The sequence below is a fragment of the Hallella bergensis DSM 17361 genome (assembly GCF_000160535.1).
GTDB lineage: Bacteria > Bacteroidota > Bacteroidia > Bacteroidales > Bacteroidaceae > Prevotella > Prevotella bergensis.
Genome location: NZ_GG704781.1, coordinates 343,351 through 357,285 on the forward strand (window position 1 = coordinate 343,351; position 13,935 = coordinate 357,285).

At 44.5% G+C, this 13,935-nt stretch carries 13 protein-coding genes; 8 read left to right on the forward strand and 5 right to left on the reverse strand.

Translation table 11 applies throughout. The features are described 5' to 3' along the window. Positions 1 to 97 precede the first annotated feature (97 nt). Both aroC and HMPREF0645_RS05385 read right to left on the reverse strand, forming a co-directional pair. On the reverse strand, positions 98 to 1,177 hold the full coding sequence (aroC, locus tag HMPREF0645_RS05380; RefSeq protein ID WP_007173895.1) for a chorismate synthase: 1,080 nt from the start codon (positions 1,175 to 1,177) through the stop codon (positions 98 to 100). A 119-nt stretch (positions 1,178 to 1,296) separates the two neighbouring features. Further along, positions 1,297 to 1,902, reverse strand: a complete 606-nt coding sequence (locus HMPREF0645_RS05385; protein WP_007173896.1) for an FKBP-type peptidyl-prolyl cis-trans isomerase — start codon at positions 1,900 to 1,902, stop codon at positions 1,297 to 1,299. Positions 1,903 to 2,252: 350 nt separating this feature from the next. Here HMPREF0645_RS05385 and HMPREF0645_RS05390 point away from each other — a divergent pair, with 350 nt between their 5' ends. Further along, positions 2,253 to 2,648 carry a hypothetical protein gene (locus HMPREF0645_RS05390; RefSeq protein ID WP_007173897.1) on the forward strand — a complete coding sequence of 132 codons (396 nt, stop codon included), beginning with the start codon at positions 2,253 to 2,255 and terminating at the stop codon, positions 2,646 to 2,648. A gap of 599 nt (positions 2,649 to 3,247) precedes the next feature. Here HMPREF0645_RS05390 and HMPREF0645_RS05395 read toward each other — a convergent pair. Next, positions 3,248 to 3,994, reverse strand: a complete 747-nt coding sequence (locus HMPREF0645_RS05395; protein WP_007173898.1) for an HAD family hydrolase — start codon at positions 3,992 to 3,994, stop codon at positions 3,248 to 3,250. Positions 3,995 to 4,346: 352 nt separating this feature from the next. Between HMPREF0645_RS05395 and HMPREF0645_RS05400 the strand changes: the two genes are divergently transcribed. Next, entirely contained in the window at positions 4,347 to 5,576 is a 1,230-nt protein-coding gene (locus tag HMPREF0645_RS05400; protein WP_007173899.1) for an MFS transporter, read from the forward strand. Between the two features lie 83 nt (positions 5,577 to 5,659). Here HMPREF0645_RS05400 and HMPREF0645_RS05405 read toward each other — a convergent pair whose 3' ends face one another. Together HMPREF0645_RS05405 and HMPREF0645_RS05410 are read right to left on the reverse strand one after the other, a co-directional pair. Then, complete coding sequence (locus HMPREF0645_RS05405) at positions 5,660 to 7,126, reverse strand: SLC13 family permease (RefSeq protein WP_007173900.1); 1,467 nt, start codon at positions 7,124 to 7,126, stop codon at positions 5,660 to 5,662. 187 nt (positions 7,127 to 7,313) lie between these two features. Next, on the reverse strand, positions 7,314 to 7,709 hold the full coding sequence (locus HMPREF0645_RS05410; RefSeq protein WP_007173901.1) for a DUF1573 domain-containing protein: 396 nt from the start codon (positions 7,707 to 7,709) through the stop codon (positions 7,314 to 7,316). 503 nt (positions 7,710 to 8,212) lie between these two features. On the opposite strand from HMPREF0645_RS05410, the gene HMPREF0645_RS05415 reads away from it, so the two are divergent. From HMPREF0645_RS05415 to folD, 6 genes are all read left to right on the forward strand, one after another. Continuing rightward, complete coding sequence (locus HMPREF0645_RS05415) at positions 8,213 to 8,551, forward strand: RNA recognition motif domain-containing protein (RefSeq protein ID WP_007173903.1); 339 nt, start codon at positions 8,213 to 8,215, stop codon at positions 8,549 to 8,551. Positions 8,552 to 8,968: 417 nt separating this feature from the next. Then, complete coding sequence (locus HMPREF0645_RS05420) at positions 8,969 to 9,925, forward strand: LuxR C-terminal-related transcriptional regulator (protein ID WP_007173904.1); 957 nt, start codon at positions 8,969 to 8,971, stop codon at positions 9,923 to 9,925. Continuing rightward, positions 9,925 to 10,515 (forward strand): response regulator transcription factor, encoded by a 591-nt coding sequence (locus HMPREF0645_RS05425; RefSeq protein ID WP_044123423.1) that lies wholly within the window; start codon positions 9,925 to 9,927, stop codon positions 10,513 to 10,515. Before HMPREF0645_RS05420 ends, HMPREF0645_RS05425 begins: the two co-directional genes overlap by 1 nt. A 167-nt stretch (positions 10,516 to 10,682) precedes the next feature. After that, complete coding sequence (locus tag HMPREF0645_RS05430; protein WP_007173906.1) at positions 10,683 to 11,387, forward strand: SIMPL domain-containing protein; 705 nt, start codon at positions 10,683 to 10,685, stop codon at positions 11,385 to 11,387. A 133-nt stretch (positions 11,388 to 11,520) separates the two neighbouring features. Continuing rightward, complete coding sequence (gene ffh / locus HMPREF0645_RS05435; protein ID WP_007173907.1) at positions 11,521 to 12,876, forward strand: signal recognition particle protein; 1,356 nt, start codon at positions 11,521 to 11,523, stop codon at positions 12,874 to 12,876. 18 nt (positions 12,877 to 12,894) lie between these two features. Next, positions 12,895 to 13,779: a bifunctional methylenetetrahydrofolate dehydrogenase/methenyltetrahydrofolate cyclohydrolase FolD gene (gene folD, locus HMPREF0645_RS05440; RefSeq protein ID WP_007173908.1), complete on the forward strand. Its 885-nt coding sequence runs from the start codon at positions 12,895 to 12,897 to the stop codon at positions 13,777 to 13,779. The last annotated feature ends 156 nt before the right edge of the window (positions 13,780 to 13,935 follow it).

The window sequence follows — 13,935 nt, forward strand, 5'->3', positions numbered from 1 at the left end:
TTCTCAAATCCCATATCGTTGATATTGCAAATTTACGACATAATCTCGAAATACATAGGACATCAGCGTTTCAACCCCATTCTATGTCCCAAGAATTTCATAATTGAATCGTTTTATTAATCAGATAATTATCTAACAACACCATGGCCGTCATAGCTTCTACGATGGGTACCGCACGAGGCAAGACGCAAGGGTCGTGCCTTCCTTTAGCGTTGAGGACAGTGGGGCTTCCGTCGATATCCACTGTGTTTTGTTTCTGGAGAATTGTCGCCACAGGCTTGAACGCCACCCTGAACCAGATGTCTTGGCCGTTGCTGATACCTCCCTGTATTCCTCCGCTGTGATTGTTTTCGGTCGATATTTTCCCGTTATCATTGATAAAGACGTCGTTTTGCTCACTGCCTCTTGATGCAGCACCAGCAAACCCCTCGCCATATTCAAATCCTTTCACGGCATTGATGGATAGCATGGCGGCACCCAGCTGAGCATGAAGCTTGCCAAATTCGGGTTCTCCCAATCCGGCAGGACAACCTTTCACCACACACGTGATAACGCCACCGATGGTGTCTCCGGCATTTTTCACCTCCATGATGAGCTCCTCCATTTTCTCTGCTTTTTCGGCATCCGGACAGCGAACCATATTGTTTTCGGTTTGGCTGAGATCATAGGAACGATAGTCATGCTCCAGTTCGATATGTCCCACCTGATTAGTGTAGGCATGGATGGAGATTCCCAGTTGTCTGAGAGCCAGTTTTGCCAGTGCGCCTGCCACCACACGACTGATGGTAATGCGTGCCGAGGAGCGTCCCCCTCCGCGATGATCTCGCACACCATACTTATAATAATAGGTGTAGTCCGCGTGCGACGGCCGAAAGAGCTTTTGCATGTTGTCGTAGTCTTTGGAATGTTGATTCTTGTTAACCACCATAAACCCAATGGGTGTTCCGGTGGTCTTGCCTTCAAACACGCCGCTCAGTAGTTTCACTTCATCGTTTTCCTTGCGCGATGTTGTGATTTTGCTTTGTCCTGGTTTACGCCTATCCAACTCATGCTGAATGTATTGCATATCAATTTCTATGCCGGCTGGCATCCCATCCACGATGCCGCCAATGGCTTCTCCGTGGCTCTCACCAAAAGTAGTCAGCGTGAAGATGTTTCCAAAAGTGTTTCTTGTCATCTCTCCGATAGGGGTTGGTTAAATCAATATGATCTGCACCGCGGCAGTCTGTACTACGCCGTCTGTGCGTGTGAATTTTCCCCGTAGTGCATCGTCTTTGCAGCAATGGAGTGGGGTGGTTAATGCTGATGATGCTTGCCGCAGCATCCTCCATCCTGTCCGTGGCCATCACACTCGCATCCTCCATCCTGTCCGTGGCCACCACATTTGCAATTGCCCTTGCACCCGCCACCGGATAACTTGTTCAGCATGTCGGCCACCTCTGCAGTGCTTGCCTCGCGATTCTCGACGATTTCTCCTTTGAAATTCAGGGCCTTACCTGCCAGTGGATTGTTCAAGTCTACTTTCACCTTGTCTGTTGAAACCTCCATCACTTGACCGAAAAAATAGACTCCATCTTCGTTTTGCAAGGGTATTGTTGCGTTCGGGTAAACGTTTGCTTGGTCGAATTTGCCGTTTACAAAGAATATTTGCTTATCCAATTCCACCACATGTTCATCACTGTAAACGCCGTATGCCTGCTCAGGTTGAAGCGTGATGTCGAACTTGTTGCCTGTTTCGAGACCAACCAAGTTCTTTTCCAACTCATCTAACACCATCCCAAGTCCGCTGATAAACACGAAAGGTTGGTCGTCGGTGATCTGTTCGATAAGCTCGTTCTGTCCATCTGTTGTGTCGTAGAGCTGGTAAGAAGCCTTGATGTACTTGTTGATTTTGTTGTCCATATTGTATTTTGTGATAATATCAATGGTCGTTCATCATTATGTTTATAGAAATTATGAAAGCCATCTATGATGAGCACCTATTTTATGTGTGCAAAGATAGGGCTTTTTTTCCAAAAAGATGTTTTTCAATACATTCAATGTGCAAAGTCCATAAGAAAGATGGGATTTCTCATAAACTTGATTTGAGTCAACAAAACGTACTGTTATCGCACACAAAAGACCTTTTTCCTTGCCACCCTCAATTATTTCCCTTATATTTGCATTAGAAATCAGAGGATTTCATAAGGATAACAAGTTGAATTAAGATTCGCGTTGACACACGGCGCGGACAGATTAAAGAAAGAAGAAAAATGAAAAAGATTGTATTGACATTTGTTGCTTTGTTTTCAATGACAATGGCATTTGCAGACCATGCAGAGAAGAATCATGTTAAGGAGAATAAGACTACGGAAGTGTCAGTTATGACCATGGATCAGAACTATGATATGACACTGAACTACCGCAAACTTGGCTCTGCCCTGGGATTAAACGGTCATCAGATGGAGGCTGTTGAGACGGTGCACAATCGCTTTATAGACGAAATGAACAATGCCGGTCGTGCTGAGGAATCAAACCGTAAGGCTCTTGTTAAGGAAGCAGCCAACAAGGAACTGAAGTATATGAGCTACATACTCGACGAAAGCCAGTATAAGAAGTTTACTACACTTCTGAACCTGACTTTGAACAATCGTGGATTGCTGAAATAAGAATTTGAATATTTGAGAGATATAATGGGATCGCAGACTTCGCAAGGAGTTTGCGATTTTTGTTTTTCATCCTGTTGAAGACAGATTGGGCGTCAATGAAAATAACCGACAAAGAGTCTTTGCTGCTTCGCGTATTTGAAAATAATTTCCCGATCGTCTGAAATTCTTCAAAAATATGGCTATTATATAATTGTTTGAAAATAAGAGTGTTGAGGATGTAACGGATTTTTCCGCTCATTATTCCCGTTCATATTCTTGATGATTACGGCTTAATCGTACTGCGGTTGAGCCTTTGTCATACAACGGATACACTCTTTTTGCTGCATGGTTGAGTCTCTTCCGCACCGTGAGTAGACCTTAACCGCATTTCCCACGCAGTGTCCTTATCAAGATTTCAGTTGTAAAACAGCCTAATTTTGATTTTTTGGATTCTATCATGCCAAAAAATCCAGATGGTTTTTTGGTGAAGTTTTCTATACAATTCTATCTCATCCTTCAATCCGGCATTCTAATCCAGGTTGCTCATCCGCTATTAGTTTTCTGGTTCCCCTTACCTTATATAGTCTCAGGTGATGACGCAGGACTATCCTGAGGAAATTTTATATGTTGACTGCGCTCGAAGGTCTGCCAAGGAGAGGTACGAGTTGTCGAATGTTTTCCAAAACGATGAGATTGGTGTGTTGATATTCTTCCACTTTTTCGTGTTGCCAAGTGGTGTGGAAGGGAATGTGTACGGCATGCCCACCCAACTGTAAAACGGGTTCGACATCCGATTTGAAAGAGTTGCCGACCATGAGCAACCGATGAACATCGACGTCAAAGACGTGGCACAGGCGAATGTATTCGCTTCTTGTTTTATCGGCCACCACCACGACGTCGTCGAAATATCGCGTCAGTCCTGAGCGGGTGAGCTTGTTTTGCTGGTCAAGCAGTTCACCTTTGGTAAACACCACCATCTTATAAGCTTTTGTCGCTCGAATCTCTTCCAGTGTCTCGACCACGTGGGGCAGGGGAATAGTGGGAAAGGAGAGTAGCTCCTTGCCCAGTTGAACGATGCGCAACAGATCGGAGGCCGGGATACGTCCGTGGCTGAATGTGATGGCATTTTCAATCAACGAAATGATGAAGGCCTTGCACCCATAGCCCAGCATGGGCATGTTGCGGGTCTCGGTATCGAATAATGCGGCCGACACTTTGTCGGCTTGTCCGTAGGGCGACAGGATGTCGCAATAGGCATGCTCAACCTTTTCAAAATGGCTCTGATTGTCCCAGAGTGTGTCGTCGGCATCGAAAGCGATGAGCCGAATGTCGCTGAATGATGGGGGCGGTGTAGGCGATAGGTGCATGTGGGCTTGGCGTTTTTGAAACTATACTTGTCCTAAAGTCAGTGCCGTTTGTTTAGACACTTGTTTTCTTTATCCTTAGAATAAGCCTATACAAAGATAGATAATATTGTGAGAATGCTTGTTGTAGTCGCGGTTAATTTTGTTTAAGTATTTCGAAAATAGGCTATTGCAGCATTTTTTGTAAAATTCTTATACCGAAAGGCTTGCGTGACACTTTCTTTTTATATCTTTGCACTCGCGTTTGGGAGGAGCTATGGAGGCCGGAGACACGTATCATGTGTGACGACAGGAGTGTTCCAGGCAAATTTTGGCATGAATGCCATGCGATTCGATGCAGGGTCGAATCTGTAATATGAGAACAATTTTGAAGATGGAGAACAAACATATTTCTACGGCGCAAATGGAAAATACGGCATTTGCGATTCTTTTCACTGTGAGCCTTTGTCACCTGCTCAATGATTCCATCAGCTCGATGTTGCCTGCTATATATCCAATGTTGAAGTCGGAATTTGCCATCAGTTTCACACAGATAGGACTTATCACTACTGTGTTTCAGGTCACCTCGTCCATTGTTCAACCGTTGGTGGGATTTTATGCCGACAAACATCATCATTCTTGGCAATTATCCGTGGGCATGTTGCTCACCCTGACCGGCATCTTCATGTTGTCTGCTTCTACAGATTACACCATGATACTTGCCTCCGTGATGCTCCTTGGGAGTGGCTCGGCCATCTTTCATCCCCAGGCCTCTCAAGTGGCTCAGATGGCATCCGGTGGTCGGAAAGGGTTGGCACAGAGTATTTTCCAGGTCGGTGGAAATGGGGGCTTTGCCGTTGGACCTTTACTGGCAGCTGTGATCATCCTGCCCTATGGCATGCCTGCCATCAGGTGGTTTGGAGTGCTGGCCGTGGTCTGCGCTGTGTTGTTGGCCTATATCGGCTACTGGCATGTCAGGGAATTGCAAAGAGCCGAACATAAAACGCGTATGCGTTGGATGACGACCGTATCCTACAGCAAGCGGAGGATTTATTTTTTCGTGTTTGTACTCTTTGTGCTCATGTTCTCCAAAAACTTCTATTCCACGAGTATGACGAATTATTTCACGTTCTTTCTGATCGAAAAATTCTCTGTGAGCGTGAAAACTTCGCAACTGTGTCTTTTTATTTTTTTGGCCTCACAGGTCATTGGAACCATTGTAGGCGGAATTATCGGTGATCGCTTCGGGCGCAAGTATGTGATATGGTTTTCTATTTTCGGAGCTGCTCCTTTCACCATAGCCTTGCCTTATATCCACGGTTTTTATAGCACAATACTGCTGTCGGTGGTTATTGGACTGATTATCTCATCAGCATTCTCGGCCATCTTGGTCTATGCCACAGATTTGCTGCCTGGGCGTACGGGCGTGGTGGCTGGAATATTCTATGGCCTTTCTTTTGGTTTGGCCGGATTGGGTAGCTCGTTTTTTGGATGGTTGGCCGACCGCACAAGTCTGCTTTTCATCTTCAAAATAAGTACGCTTTTGCCGCTTCTTGGTATCATTGCGGTGTATCTACCAAAGATGAAAAAAGAAACAGTCGGCTGATTGATGGAGGAGGGGGATAAAATAGAAGGTCAAAATTAAACACGATGTGCGTTTAATTTTGACCTTTCGTTTATTCATTGATGTTAGAAGATTCCCATTTTGCCGATTATAATTAACAGTGAGAAACCTATAATCAGTGAAATGATTCCTGTTGCAAGTCCGGTCTTAGCCATGTCTTTCTGTTGGATAAGTCCCGTTGAGAAAGCAATGGCATTTGGAGGTGTGGAGATGGGGAGCGACATGGCTGAAGAGGCTGCGATGGCAATGCCAATAAGCACCGTGGATGTTCCGCCGATGATGTTGAGCTTGTCGCCCATACCTTCGCACACAACAGTCAGAATAGGTATCATCAAGGCCGCGGTAGCCGTGTTGCTGATAAAGTTGGAGAGAAAGTAGCACACGAGGCCTGCGATAACAAGAATGACGATGGGGCTCCATGTTCCAAAGGGGATGGACTTGATGGCAACTTCTGCCAACCCCGTTCCGTTCATGGCTAAGCCAAGAGCAAAACCGCCAGCAACCATCCAGATAACCCCCCAGTCTATATTCTGCAAATCCTTGGCAGTGATGACTCCGGTGAACGCAAATACGGCAATGGGCAGCATGGCCACGGTGTTGGCGTTTACGCCAAACTGTTTTCCAAACACCCACAGGATAATCGTGACGGCAAATGTTAATCCCACAACGACAGTGCGCCAGTTATGTTGCATATTGCCTTCGATTTCGAGTTCAATGTTTTTCTGTGAGAATGGGAAAAACTTGCAGAGCAGAAACCATGCGATGATAAGCAGAACGATTACAAGAGGTGCCATGACCATCATCCATTGACCGAAGCCAATGTCCATGTTCAGTCCGGCAGGATCGTTCAGCACCTTGTAGGCAAACGCGTTTGGTGGTGTGCCGATCGGTGTGCCCATGCCTCCAAGGTTTGCCCCGATGGGAATGGCCATCGTCAATGCAATACGTCCCTTGCCATTGGCGGGGAGCGCCTTGAATACAGGCGTAAGGAATGTGAGCATCATGGCGGCAGTGGCGGTGTTGGAGATAAACATGGAGAACACTCCCGTAATCAGTAAAAAGCCAAGAAGAACATTTTGACTTTTTGTGCCAAAGGGCTTGATGAGAGTCTTGGCCATCCATACGTCAAGCCCGGATTTGGTGGCAGCTATAGCTAAGATAAATCCGCCTAAAAAGAGTATGATTGTAGGGTCGGCAAAGCAGGCCATGATGCCGACAGAGTCGAGCAGTTGCCCATATTCGCCACCATTGCCCTGTAAAAATTTAAACGAGGAATTGCTGACGCAGAATAGCAGGACGAAGATTATGGTTACGGATGTGGCCCAAGCCGGGATAGCCTCTGTAAGCCAGAGCATGACTGCCATGACGAAGATAGCAATGACGCGTTGCTGCACCACGGTAAGCCCTTCGATTCCAAATACTGTGCTTGGAAGATTCCAAACGATTAAGGTGATGATAGCAGTAATGACAAACCAAAGGGCCTTCTTCCTGTCAAAATCACCAGAGAGTGCTTTTTTAATAGATTCTTGCATTGTGTTTATGGTTGAAAGTTTAATAGGCAAGGATAGTGTGCCGCGGGGTGTTTGGTAAGGTAGCTTATAAAAAGAGTAGAGGAGGTCGTTTAATAAAAAGGTTACATGGTATATGCAGTGTAGGGGAAAGGTAAAGATATAAAAATCCACATGCATCAATAATAGTGTGCATGTGGAAATTCATGTGTTATTTCTTGTCTCCCTTGACTTCCTGCATATTTCCCTCAATGTACAGGCGCGTCATTTCTGGAACCCCATTGGTTCGGATCGTTATGGTTTTCTTGAAGTGCCCAGGGAATTTTCCTTTTCCATTATAGGTAACGGTGATATTTCCCTTCTCGCCCGATTTGATGGGAGTTTTCGTATATGAGGGTACGGTGCAACCACAACTGGCTACGGCCTGGTTGATTATCAAGGGCTGGTCACCTACGTTAGTAAATGTGAATGTACACTTCTGAACAGGGTTTGATTCTGAGAATGAACCCAAATTTTGGCTCAGTGTGTCAAATTTAATTTGAGCCTGTGCCAATGCAGCGCTAATGTTGGCTACGAATAGCAAGGCTATGACTAAAATCTTTTTCATATTCTAATATTACTGATTTACAGTGCAAATATATTAATTATTTGCGACTTTATCAGCGTGTTTGCCCTTTTTAACCTTAATTAATCATAAGATGGAGGTGGTTCCGTGGCATGGAATTTTGAAAGAAAAGTATAAATTTTTCCAAACTTGTGCGGTGGTATCGATTTTATTACATCCCTTTGTCGCCATAAGAACGATTGGTTTTGTAGTATCTATTCTTCACAATGTTTCACCCAACTGTTTACAGTGGGCTTATCATCGTAAAAATTGACCTCAAAATGTAGTTTCTTGTAGTTTGCTGTTAGACGAACGGCAGACGAGGTGTTGAGACAAGCAGCGATGATAACCCCCAAGCTCTGAAGGCAGTGATTTTCTCATGTTTTGATGATTCACCGGTAGCAGATTCGTGTCTCTAATTACGGAGATGACGGGTGTATGTCACATCCCACTGGGATGAACAGTATAGTATTTATTTATCCAATTTATTGTAATATAACAAAGTAATGAACATTTTTGTTTCAAACATCAACTACCGCACTCAGAATGAGAGCCTGTTGAATCTTTTCGCTTCTTATGGCGAAGTAACTTCTGCCCGTATCATCACTGACCGCGAAACAGGTCGCTCACGTGGCTTTGGTTTCGTGGAAATGCCTAACGACGATGAGGCCAAGGCAGCCATTGAGGCGATTAATGGTAAGGAATTCGAGGAGAAGGTTCTCAATGTGAGCGAAGCCCGCCCTCGTGAGGAACGTGCTCCTCGTAGGAACTTCGGAGGCTATCACAACCATCGTGGTGGTTATGGTGAGGGTCGTGGCAACTATGGCAATAACGATCGCTTTTAAAAACGGTATAGTTTTCTGCATATTTAGACTAAGCATCAATCGGGGCATTCCTTTTCGTGGATATGCCCCGATTTTTGGTTTGGAGAATTGAAATAGTTGGTTGCGGGAGTGCAAAAGGCGAATGCTGAATATGTAGACACCTATATTATTAGTGGGCATACTCTGGCATCATTATTTATAGGTATAGTGAGCCCGCTTGACAAAAAGCAGACCAAATCGTTTGGGTATCTCGTTTTTTTTTAGTTAATTTGCACAATATTTATGGGGAGTTCTGTAAATTGGTCTTGGCAATATTTCGAACTGTTTTGTAACGAAAATAAGTGGAAAGACACCGAGACATCGCTCGAAACAAATATTTTACACTTACAGTGGTGATTTACGGTTCTCTCGTTTCCTCTATAAAAAGGAGCTGTAAGGATGAAGAATCACAAGATATACGAACCTGATGATAAGCTGATTTCCATCATCAAGGACAACTATAACACACTGCAGAGTCTTGGGTCGTTTGGCATCAATTTGGGATTTGGTGACAAGACGGTGAAAGAGGTATGTGAGAGTCAGGGTGTGGATACTTACACCTTCCTTGCTGTCATCAATTTTACGATTAATGGCTATCACAATTATGAGGATACGGTGCGCTTGTCTATTCCTACACTGATGCAATATCTCAAGGCGAGTCATGTTTATTACCTTGACTTTGAATTGCCCTATATTCGTCGGGCGCTGGTAGATGCGCTCGACGAGAACGATAACTTGGCCCGGCTGATTCTCAAACTGTTTGACGAATATGCTCATAGCATTCGCAAGCACATGCAATATGAGGAGAAAACGGTATTTCCATATGTTGAGGAACTCGCCAAGGGAAATGCATCGCCTAACTACGACATTGAGACCTTCTCCAAACATCATACGCAGATAGACCAAAAGCTAAGCGAACTGAAGAATATTATTATTAAATATCTTCCCTCCGATGGGTTGCGCAACAACCAGCTTACGGCGGCTCTTTATGAGATATATAACTGCGAACAGTGGCTTAAGGAACATGCCGACGTGGAGGATGAGATTTTCATACCTGTCATTCGGAGTCTGGAAAGGAAAACGAAACAGAACGATGTGAGCCAAAAGATTAGCAATATGATTAATAACAGTCCAGGCTCGCAGGAAAATCTGTCCGGTCGCGAGAAGGATGTCATCATTGCCTTGGTACAGGGCATGACCAACAAGGAAATTGCTGACCATTTGTGCATATCGATCAATACTGTCATCACTCACCGCAGGAACATTGCGCGGAAGCTGCAAATCCATTCTCCCGCCGGCCTGACCATCTATGCCATTGTTAATAACTTAGTGGATATCAGCAGCGTCAAGTTATGATGAGTAGGCCAAAGATAGCGATCATTGACTCCAACACACTCTCGGTGTTAGGCATGAAGCAGATTCTTCAGCAGGTGATACCGATTATGGATGTGCATACCTTTTCATCGTTCGAGGCGTTGGAAGAAAGCAACCCGGATAGTTTTTACCATTACTTCATTGTCCAGGGAATTCTTATTCCGCATCGTCAGTTCTTTCTTGACAGACGTCATAAGACGATTGTTCTCACGACAAGCAATGATCCTTTGACTCAGCCCAGTGGTTTTCACAGTCTCTGCGTTAACCTACCGGAAGACCAGTTCGTGCGTTCGCTTCTGATGCTCGAACAGCATGCCCATGCTCAGGGAAGGAACTTGCCGGATATGCCCAAGTCTCTCTCTGTCAAGGAACTGTCTGGCCGGGAGATCGAGGTGTTGACGCTTATTGTGGAGGGGTATATTAACAAGGAAATTGCCCACCAACTTAACATCGGATTGACCACTGTTATCACGCACCGCAAGAATATCATGGACAAGTTGGGTGTGAAGAGTGTGTCGGCACTTACGATATATGCCGTGATGCATGGGTATGTCGATATCAACAAAATTTAATGCAACTTTTGGAAACAACAGCAATTTAATAACTATGTTCTCATTGGGAGCATAATCCGTTATTTTTATCAATAGAACGAACTCATCCGTTAAAAAATCAATAATAACGGTGACTTTTCCAAACAATTCAGTTATCTTTGAAGAAATAATCATTAAAACTAAGGAGTATGAAAAATAGCAGGTTATATGAATCGGCGATTATTGCTTTCGGTATTATTGTATTGGGGTTGTGTATTCGTTGGGGTATTGATGATTTTGCCAACAAAGATAGAAAAGTTACTGTGAAGGGTCTGGCAGAAAGAGAAGTTGAGGCTGATAAGGTGACATGGCCCGTGGTGTTTCAGGAAATGGGAGATGAGTTGCCCGATCTCTACAATCGTATCGCACAAAAACAACAGACAATCAAGGCTTTTCTGATGAAAAACGGTGTGAAGGCGAGTGAGATGCAAGTCAATGCACCCAAAGTGGTGGACATGAACGCTGACCGCTATTCCGTAAATCAGAAACCCTATCGTTACAACATTACCTCCACGATAACGGTAACATCGCGTAACGTCAAGGGAGTGAGAGCCATTATTTCCCGGCAGGGAGAGTTGCTGAAACAAGGCATTGCAATCGTTGGAGGTGATTATGACTCGCAAATAGAATATGAGTATGTGTCATTTCAAGGAATGAAGCCCAAGATGATGCAGGAGGCCATAGCCAATGCCAGAACTACCGCTGAGCAGTTTGCAAAGAACTCCGATTCCAATCTGAATAAAATCGTGAGTGCGGATCAAGGGCAGTTTTCTATTGAAGACAGAGATCGGAACACTCCTTACATTAAGAAGGTGAGAGTCGTGACTACTGTTACCTATTCCTTGAAGAATTAAATATGTAAAAAACTTCTCAAATTGTGCATGGGTCAATGAATAATTGCTTATCTTTGCACATAAATACTTACAAACAGGATCTCCACATGCGAGTGTGGAGAGGTGTTCGTTTGTCTAAAACCAAAGTAGCAGTATGTTTGAAAATTTAACAGACCGTCTTGAACGTTCCTTTAAGATACTGAAAGGAGAGGGTAAGATCACGGAGGTCAATGTTGCAGAAACATTGAAGGATGTTCGCCGTGCATTGCTTGATGCTGATGTTAACTTCAAGGTAGCCAAGAATTTCACGAATACGGTAAAGGATAAAGCCTTAGGCATGAATGTGCTCACTGCTGTCAAGCCCAGTCAATTGCTTGTGAAAATTGTTCATGACGAGTTGGCTAAATTGATGGGTGGCGAGGCTTCTGAACTTCACCTTAGTGGTAAACCTGCCGTTGTGCTGATGTCAGGGTTACAGGGCTCTGGAAAAACCACATTTAGTGGGAAGTTGGCGAATCTGCTGAAAAATAAACGAGGGAAGAATCCTTTGCTTGTGGCATGCGATGTTTACCGTCCAGCAGCTATCGAACAGCTTAAAGTAGTTGGCGAGCAGGTAGGCGTTCCTGTATATACAGAAGAGGGCAACAAGAACGTAAATGAGATTGCACTTCACGCCATCCAGGAGGCAAAAGCAAAAGGAAATGACGTGGTGATAGTCGATACTGCAGGTCGTTTGGCAGTAGACGAGGATATGATGAACGAGATAGCCTCGTTGAAGGAAGCGATTTCTCCGGATGAAACCTTGTTTGTAGTGGATTCCATGACCGGACAGGACGCAGTGAATACCGCTAAGGAGTTCAACGATAGAATCGATTTCGACGGAGTGGTTCTGACCAAGCTTGATGGAGACACACGTGGAGGTGCTGCCCTTTCTATCCGTACAGTGGTAACCAAACCCATTAAATTCATCGGAACAGGCGAGAAAATGGAAGCCTTGGATGTATTTCATCCTGACCGAATGGCTGACCGAATTCTTGGTATGGGCGATGTGGTTTCACTTGTGGAGCGTGCCCAGGAACAGTTTGACGAGGAGGAAGCCAGACGACTTCAGAAGAAGATTCAGAAAAACAAGTTTGATTTCAATGATTTCCTGAATCAGATAGAGCAAATCAAGAAAATGGGAAACCTGAAAGATTTGGCAGCCATGATACCCGGTGTGGGCAAGGCTATCAAAGATATTGACATAGACGACAATGCGTTTGTTGGTATCGAAGCTATTATCAAGAGCATGACTCCAAGAGAACGAACCAATCCGGAGGTGCTCAACCAGAGTCGTCGTTTACGCATTGCCAAGGGCTCGGGAACAAGCATTCAGGAGGTGAACCGATTGGTTAAACAGTTTGATCAGACTCGCAAGATGATGAAGATGGTTACGGGTAACCAAATGAAGTCTATGATGGCAAGGATGAAAGACATGAAGGGGGGAATGCCCGGAATGCCCTCCATGTAACATTTTAAAAAAATAATAATGGCATATACACTGATTGATGGCAAGGCAACAGCTGCTGAAATAAAAGAACAAATCGCCGAGGATGTGAAAAATATTATCGCTTCCGGCGGAAAGCAGCCACATTTAGCTGCGGTTCTTGTTGGTCATGACGGAGGATCAGAAACCTATGTCAAGAATAAGGTGATAGCCTGCGAACAATGCGGGTTCAAGTCAACACTTATTCGTTACGAGGATGATGTAACGGAAGAGGAACTCTTGGCCTGTGTTGATGACCTGAACAACAACGATGACGTCGACGGCTTTATCGTTCAGCTGCCGCTACCCAATCATATTGATGAGCAAAAGATAATTATGGCTATCGACTACCGCAAGGATGTCGATGGTTTTCATCCTGTCAACGTGGGGCGCATGGCTATAGGCTTGCCTTGTTTTATTTCGGCAACCCCATTGGGAACCCTTACCTTATTGCAGCATTACAACATCAAGACTTCCGGCAAGAAATGTGTGATACTCGGACGTAGCAACATTGTTGGAAAGCCAATGGCCCAGCTCATGATGCAAAAACAGCTTGGCGATGCCACCGTAACGGTGTGTCATTCTCATTCAGCTACGTTGCGTGAAGAATGTCGCGATGCAGATATTATTATCGCTGCTATCGGGAGGCCGAACTTCGTAACGTCTGATATGGTAAAAGACGGTGCTGTTGTCATAGACGTCGGCACAACCCGTGTGCCCGATGCAACCAAGAAGCGTGGATTCCGTCTGAATGGCGACGTGAATTTTGATGAGGTCGCCCCAAAGTGTTCTTTCATAACGCCCGTACCGGGAGGCGTTGGTCCCATGACAATATGCTCACTGATGAAGAACACTCTCTCCGCAGGAAAAAAAGAAATTTACAAATAAGGTATTAGCGTTAACTTGATTTTTTATAACTCTCTAATTTGAAGACTGCTCGTAGTGATTACGGTCAGTCTTTTTTATTAAGTGTTTTTTTGCTAATCTTTTTTGGGGATTAATCAGGAAAACCATTATCTTTGCATGTATAATCATAAAACCCTA

Coding starts and splice junctions, on each gene's coding strand:
- HMPREF0645_RS05425 (WP_044123423.1), top strand. CDS start 9,925: ATGAGTAGGCCAAAGATAGCGATCATTGACTCCAACACACTCTCGGTG.
- HMPREF0645_RS05395 (WP_007173898.1), bottom strand. CDS start 3,994: ATGCACCTATCGCCTACACCGCCCCCATCATTCAGCGACATTCGGCTC.
- HMPREF0645_RS05390 (WP_007173897.1), top strand. CDS start 2,253: ATGAAAAAGATTGTATTGACATTTGTTGCTTTGTTTTCAATGACAATG.
- HMPREF0645_RS05410 (WP_007173901.1), bottom strand. CDS start 7,709: ATGAAAAAGATTTTAGTCATAGCCTTGCTATTCGTAGCCAACATTAGC.
- HMPREF0645_RS05400 (WP_007173899.1), top strand. CDS start 4,347: ATGAGAACAATTTTGAAGATGGAGAACAAACATATTTCTACGGCGCAA.
- HMPREF0645_RS05385 (WP_007173896.1), bottom strand. CDS start 1,902: ATGGACAACAAAATCAACAAGTACATCAAGGCTTCTTACCAGCTCTAC.
- aroC (WP_007173895.1), bottom strand. CDS start 1,177: ATGACAAGAAACACTTTTGGAAACATCTTCACGCTGACTACTTTTGGT.
- ffh (WP_007173907.1), top strand. CDS start 11,521: ATGTTTGAAAATTTAACAGACCGTCTTGAACGTTCCTTTAAGATACTG.
- HMPREF0645_RS05415 (WP_007173903.1), top strand. CDS start 8,213: ATGAACATTTTTGTTTCAAACATCAACTACCGCACTCAGAATGAGAGC.
- HMPREF0645_RS05430 (WP_007173906.1), top strand. CDS start 10,683: ATGAAAAATAGCAGGTTATATGAATCGGCGATTATTGCTTTCGGTATT.
- HMPREF0645_RS05420 (WP_007173904.1), top strand. CDS start 8,969: ATGAAGAATCACAAGATATACGAACCTGATGATAAGCTGATTTCCATC.
- folD (WP_007173908.1), top strand. CDS start 12,895: ATGGCATATACACTGATTGATGGCAAGGCAACAGCTGCTGAAATAAAA.
- HMPREF0645_RS05405 (WP_007173900.1), bottom strand. CDS start 7,126: ATGCAAGAATCTATTAAAAAAGCACTCTCTGGTGATTTTGACAGGAAG.